General features: G+C 72.7%; 1 protein-coding gene. It reads left to right on the plus strand.

The features are described from left to right. A partial coding sequence (locus ABZ956_RS30365) for a type I polyketide synthase (protein ID WP_361900693.1) occupies window positions 1–6,259 on the plus strand: 6,259 nt, incomplete at both ends.

The raw sequence follows: 6,259 nt of genomic DNA on the forward strand, positions 1-6,259 counted from the left end.
ACGCCCCGGGCGCCGCAGACCTGGCCGCCGAACTCGAGGCGCTGGGCACTCACGTCACCGTCGCCGCCTGCGACGTCACCGACCGCGACGCGGTCACCGCACTGCTCGGCACGCTCCCCGACCTCCGGGTCGTCGTACACGCCGCGGGCGTGCCGAGCTGGGGTGCGGTCGACGGGCTGACTCCGGCCGAATTCGCCGAGAGCGTGCGGTCGAAGGTCACCGGGGCGGAGATTCTCGACGAGCTGACGCGAGGCAGGGACCTGGACGCGTTCGTCCTGTACTCGTCGATCGCCGGCGTGTGGGGCAGCGGCAACCAGTCCGCCTACGCCGCGGCCAACGCGTTCCTGGACGGACTGGCGCATCGTCGCCGCGCGGACGGCCAGGTGGCCACCTCCGTGGCCTGGGGCATGTGGGCCGGCGGCGGCATGGCCGAGGGCGGCGAGGAGTTCCTCGTCGAGCGCGGCGTGTCGGGCATGGCACCGGAGCTCGCGGTCGGGGCGCTGCGGCAGGCGCTGATCGACGACGAGACGGCCCTCGTGGTCGCCGACGTCGACTGGGCACGCTTCGGCCCGCGCTTCACCGCGCTGCGCCCGAGCCCCCTGCTGAGCGCACTGATGGCCGAGGCGTCGGAACCGGCCGGGTCGGCAGCCGCCGCGCCGGCCGGGCAGGCCGGACCGGTCGGTGCCTTCGCGGCCCGGCTGGCCGGGATGGCGCCGGAGGAGCGGAAGCGGTCCGTCGCGGAGCTGATACGCGCACGGGTCGCCGAGGTGCTGGGCCACGCGCAGTCGGCCGCGGTCGACCTGAACCGCACGTTCCAGGAGCTGGGCTTCGACTCGCTCATGGCGGTGGAGCTGCGCGACCTGCTCGGCACGGCCACCGAGCTGACCCTGCCCGCGTCGGTCATCTACGACTACCCGACCCCGACCGCTCTGGCGGAGCACGTGTGCCGGGAGGCCCTGGGCGTCGCCGAGGAGATCCTCGCGCCGGTGGCCGTCGGCGCGGTGGACGACGACCCGATCGTGATCGTCGGCATGGGCTGCCGCTTCCCCGGCGGGGCCGACTCCCCCGAGGCCTTCTGGGAGCTGGTGAATTCGAGCGCGGACGCCATTTCGCCGTTCCCCACCGACCGTGGCTGGGATCTCGCAGGCGTGTACGACGCCGATCCCGATCGCTCGGGCCGGTCGTACGTGCGGGCGGGCGGCTTCCTCCACGACGCCGCCGACTTCGACGCGGGCTTCTTCGGAATCTCGCCGCGCGAGGCGACGGCTATGGACCCGCAGCAGCGACTGCTGCTGGAGACGGCCTGGGAGACGTTCGAACGGGCGGGTATCTCCACGGCGGAGCTCAAGGGCAGCCGGACCGGCGTGTTCGTCGGTGCGTCGGCGCAGGGCTACGGCGGCGGGGACGGTGAACTTCCGGAAGGCGCGGAGGGCTACCTTCTGACCGGCAACGCCGCCAGCGTCGTCTCGGGCCGGCTGTCCTACACCTTCGGTCTCGAGGGCCCGGCGGTGACGGTGGACACGGCGTGTTCGTCGTCGCTGGTCGCCCTGCACTGGGCGGTGCAGGCGCTGCGGAACGGCGAGTGCTCGCTGGCGCTCGCCGGTGGTGTCACCGTGATGGCGACACCGGCCACGTTCGTGGAGTTCTCCCGCCAGCGTGGGCTCGCGGCCGACGGCCGCTGCAAGCCCTTCGCCGCGGCGGCGGACGGTACGGGCTGGGGCGAGGGCGTCGGCATGCTGCTCGTGGAGCGGCTGTCGGACGCCGAGCGCAACGGCCACCAGGTCCTCGCGGTCGTACGGGGCTCCGCCGTCAATCAGGACGGTGCCTCCAACGGCCTCACCGCGCCGAACGGGCCGTCCCAGCAGCGCGTCATCCGCCAGGCCCTGGCGAACGCCGGTCTGTCGACGGCTGACGTCGACGCGGTGGAGGCGCACGGTACGGGCACGACCCTGGGCGACCCGATCGAGGCGCAGGCACTGCTGGCCACGTACGGCCAGGACCGCGACGCGGACCGGCCCCTGCTGCTGGGCTCGGTGAAGTCCAACATCGGGCACACCCAGGCCGCGTCCGGCGTCGCCGGCGTCATCAAGATGGTCATGGCGATGCGCCACGGCGTGCTGCCCCAGACCCTGCACGTCGACGAGCCCACCCCGCACGTCGACTGGACCGTCGGTGCGGTGGAACTGCTCACCGAATCGACGCAGTGGCCGCAGACGGGTGCTCCGCGACGTGCGGGCGTGAGCTCCTTCGGCGTGAGCGGCACCAACGCCCACGTGATCCTGGAGCAGCCGTCGGCGGTGGCCGGACCCGGGACGGACAGGGTCGGCCTGCCCGTGATTCCGTGGGTGCTGTCCGGTCAGGGCGAGGACGCGCTGCGTGCGCAGGCCGAGCGGCTGCGGTCCCTGGTGGACCGGCTGCCGGAACTCGACCCCGTGGACGTGGGCTGGTCCCTGGTCTCGACCCGGACGCTGCTGCCGCATCGCGCGGTGGTCGCGGGCGCCGACCGCGAGGAGTTGCTGCGCGCGTTGGACGCGGTGGCGCTCGGGGAACCCGCGCAGGGTGTGGTGACCGGCATCGCCGGTCCGTCGTCTGCAGCGGTGTTCGTCTTCCCGGGTCAGGGTTCGCAGTGGACCGGGATGGCGCTGGAGCTCATCGAGTCCTCGCCGGTGTTCGCGGAGCGGATGCGGGAGTGCGCGCAGGCGCTGAGCGCCTTCGTGGACTGGTCGCTGTTCGACGTCCTCGCCGATGAAGAGGCGCTGCGCCGGGTGGATGTGGTGCAGCCTGCTCTGTGGGCCGTCATGGTCTCGCTCGCCGAGCTGTGGCGCTCGTACGGGGTCACGCCGGCAGCGGTGGTCGGTCACTCGCAGGGCGAGATCGCGGCGGCATGCGTCGCGGGCGGTCTCTCACTGGAGGACGGCGCCCGCATCGTCGCCCTGCGCAGCAAGGCCCTGCTCGCGCTGTCCGGCCGAGGCGGCATGGTCTCCGTACCGCTCCCGGCGGATCAGTTGCGCGGCCGGGACGGACTGTCCATCGCGGCCGGCAACGGCCCTGCTTCCACGGTCGTCTCGGGCGGCAACGACGTCCTGGACGCCCTGCTGGCAGAATTCCCGCAGGCCAAGCGCGTCCCCGTCGACTACGCCTCCCACTCCCCGCAGATGGAGGAGATCCAGCAGGAGCTGGCGGAGGCGCTCGCCCCGGTCAGGCCCCGTACGGGAGGGGTTCCGTTCTACTCGACGGTGACGGGCGCGCTCACCGACACGGCGGAGCTGGACGGCGCGTACTGGTACCGCAATCTGCGCGCGACCGTCGAGTTCCAGGGCACCATCGAGAGCCTGCTCGCCCTGGGGCACACCGCTTTCGTCGAGGCGAGCCCGCATCCGGTCCTGGCGGCCGGGGTGCGGGACACCGCCGACGCGGCCGGCATCGGCGTCCTGGCGGCCGGCTCCCTGCGCCGTGGTGAAGGGGGTGTCCGGCGGTTCCTGACCTCGCTGGCCGAGGTCTCGGCCTTCGGCGTCGAAGCGGACTGGAACGCCGTCTTCGCCGGAGCCGGCGCACGCCGGGTCGATCTGCCGACGTATCCGTTCCAGCGGGAACGTTTCTGGATCGAGAGGACGACCGCGACGGCCGTCGCACCGGTGGCGGAAGCGGACGGCGAGTTCTGGGCGGCGGTCGAGCGGGAGGACGTCGAGTCGCTGGCGACGACTCTCGGGCTCGACGGCGAGCAGCTCGACGACCTGCTGCCGGCCCTGTCGGCCTGGCGTCGGCAGCGGCACGAGCGGACGGCGCTCGAGTCGCTGCGCTACCACGCCGAGTGGAAGCCGCTGACCGGCAATCAGCCCGCGGCACTGTCGGGTTCGTGGCTGGTCGTGGTCTCCGAGGCCGACGTCGAGCACGGGTGGGTCACGGGTGTGACCGAGGCGCTCGCCGGCCATGGGGCCGAGCCGTCGCTGCTCGTCCTCGGCGAGCGCGAACTGGACCGCGCGGCACTGGCCGAGCGCCTGCGTGAAGCCGTGGACGTCAGCGGCGTGGTGTCGCTGGTCGCCCTTGACCAGCGGCCGCATCCGGACTTCGCGTCCGTGCCCGTCGGTTACGCGTGGACGGTGCTGCTGTCGCAGGCCATGGGTGATGCCGGAGTGGGTGCTCCGCTGTGGAGCGTGACCCGGCAGGCGATGTCGACCGGGCTCCACGACGCCGTCAGCGCCATGCCGCAGGCCCTGGTGTGGGGTCTCGGCCGGGTCATCGCTCTCGAACAGCCCATGCACTGGGGTGGCCTGATCGACCTGCCGGAGAGCGTCACCCCACGGGCACAGGACCGCCTGGCCCGGGTGTTGTCCGGTGTGACGGGTGAGGACCAGGTCGCGATCCGTTCGGCGGGCGCGTACGGGCGCAGGCTCACCCACGCACCTGCGCTCAGCACCGAGGCGCCCGCCTGGCAGCCCGACGGAACCGTGCTCGTCACCGGCGGCACCGGAGCCCTCGGCGGCCACGTCGCCCGATGGCTGGCGGATCAGGGTGCCGAGCACCTCGTCCTGACCAGTCGACGTGGCATCGACGCCCCCGGCGCGCCCGAGCTCGTCGAGGAGCTGGAGGCGGCGGGCGTCAAGGTGACCGTCGCCGTCTGCGACGTCGCCGAGCGCGAGCAGCTCGCCACCCTCATCGACGAGGTCGGCCCGCTGACAGCGGTCGTCCACACGGCCGCCCTGCTGGACGACGGCACGGTGGACTTGCTGACCGTCGAACAGCTGCATCGCGTGCTGCGCGTGAAGGCCGACGGCGCCGTCAATCTCCATGAGCTGACGCGCGACATGAACCTGTCCGCCTTCGTGCTGTTCTCGTCCATGGCGGGCACAGCCGGTACGCCGGGTCAGGGCAATTACGCGCCGGGCAACGCGTTCGTGGACGCACTCGCGGAATACCGCCGGGCACAGGGTCTCGTGGCGACCTCGGTCGCCTGGGGCCTGTGGGCCGGCGGCGGCATGGGAGAGACGGAAGCCGGGGAGGTGGCCAGGCGGCACGGCGTGCCGGCCCTCGACCCGGAGCTGGCCGTCGCGTCCCTGCGCACTGCCATCGAGCAGGGCGACGCGGTCGTCACCGTCGCCGACATCGACTGGGAACGGCACTACGTCGCTTTCACCGCCACCCGCCCCAGCCCCCTGTTCTCCGACCTCCCCGAGGTACGGAGGCTGGCCGAGGCGGGAGCGGGGACCGTCGCCGACGAGGCGGGGAACGGCAGCGTGTCCGCGCTGGCCGACCGTCTGGCGGGTCTCGACAAGGCCGAGCAGGAGGAGTCGCTTCTCGATCTCGTCCGTCGGCACATGGCGGTGGTCCTCGGGCACTCCACTCCGGAGGCCGTCCCGACCGACCGTGCGTTCATGGACCTCGGCTTCGACTCGGTCATGGCCGTGGAGTTCCGCAACCGCCTGGGCGCCGCGACGGGCCTCCGGCTCCCGGCGACCACCGTGTTCGACTATCCGACCCCGGTCGCTCTGGCCCGGTACGTCCGGACCGAGCTGCTCGGTTCGGCAGCGGAGCCCGTACGGTCCGAACCGACCGGACAGCTCGTGGACGACGACCCCATCGTCATCGTCGGCATGAGCTGCCGCTTCCCCGGCGGAGTCGACTCCCCGGAGCAGCTGTGGCGCTTCCTCACTGACGGCGGCGACGCCATGACCGCGTTCCCGGAGGACCGTGGCTGGGACCTGGCAGCGCTCCACCACGACGACCCCGACCACCAGGGCACCTCGTACACCCGCGTAGGCGGCTTCCTGGAGGCCGCCACGGAGTTCGACGCCGGATTCTTCGGCATCTCCCCGCGTGAGGCCCTGGCGATGGACCCCCAGCAGCGGCTGCTGCTGGAGGCGTCGTGGGAGGCGTTCGAGCATGCGGGCATCGACCCGCACTCGCTGCGCGGCAGCGCGACGGGCGTCTTCGCCGGCACGAACGGCCAGGACTACGTCAGTCTGTTCAGCAGTGATCAGCCGCAGGAGCTCGGCGGCCACGTCGGTACGGGCAACTCCGCCTCGGTCATGTCGGGCCGCATCGCCTACGTGCTCGGGCTGGAGGGCCCGGCGCTGACGGTGGACACGGCGTGCTCGTCGTCTCTCGTGGCACTGCACCTGGCGGTGCAGGCGCTCCGTTCGGGCGAATGTTCGCTCGCGCTCGCCGGCGGTGTCACCGTGATGGCGACGCCGGGGCTCTTCGTCGAGTTCTCCCGCCAGCGCGGCCTCGCCGCCGACGGCCGCTGCAAAGCCTTCGCCGG

The organism is Streptomyces sp. NPDC046261, from assembly GCF_040646235.1.
In the GTDB taxonomy this organism is placed as follows: Bacteria; Actinomycetota; Actinomycetes; order Streptomycetales; family Streptomycetaceae; genus Streptomyces.